Here is a 259-nt window from a genome sequence, read left to right on the forward strand (position 1 = left end):
CGGCTTTCCTGCGGCTTGTCGACCAGCCCGATCGAGTTGAGGTACTGCGGGGTCATCGCCAGCCCGATGGTGTCGCCGATCGCTTCGTGGAAGCCATCGTTGGCACCGCCCTGGAACAGCGGCGGCAGCGGGGTGTAGGCCAGGTCGTAATAGATGTGGCCCAGCTCGTGGTAGATGGTGGTGAAGTTTTCCTCGGTCGGCGTGATGCACATCGTGGTGCGCACGTCGCCTTCCATGTTCATGTCCCACGCACTGGCGT

The 259-nt window shown here is 62.9% G+C and carries 1 protein-coding gene; it reads right to left on the reverse strand.

Annotated elements, in window-relative coordinates:
* Positions 1 to 259 (reverse strand): M2 family metallopeptidase (locus tag ACQG3P_RS20275; protein ID WP_426806047.1); only part of this gene is annotated, 259 nt, incomplete at both ends.

Origin of the sequence: Stenotrophomonas sp. SrG (genome assembly GCF_050031795.1) — a bacterium.
Taxonomy (GTDB): domain Bacteria; phylum Pseudomonadota; class Gammaproteobacteria; order Xanthomonadales; family Xanthomonadaceae; genus Stenotrophomonas; species Stenotrophomonas rhizophila_A.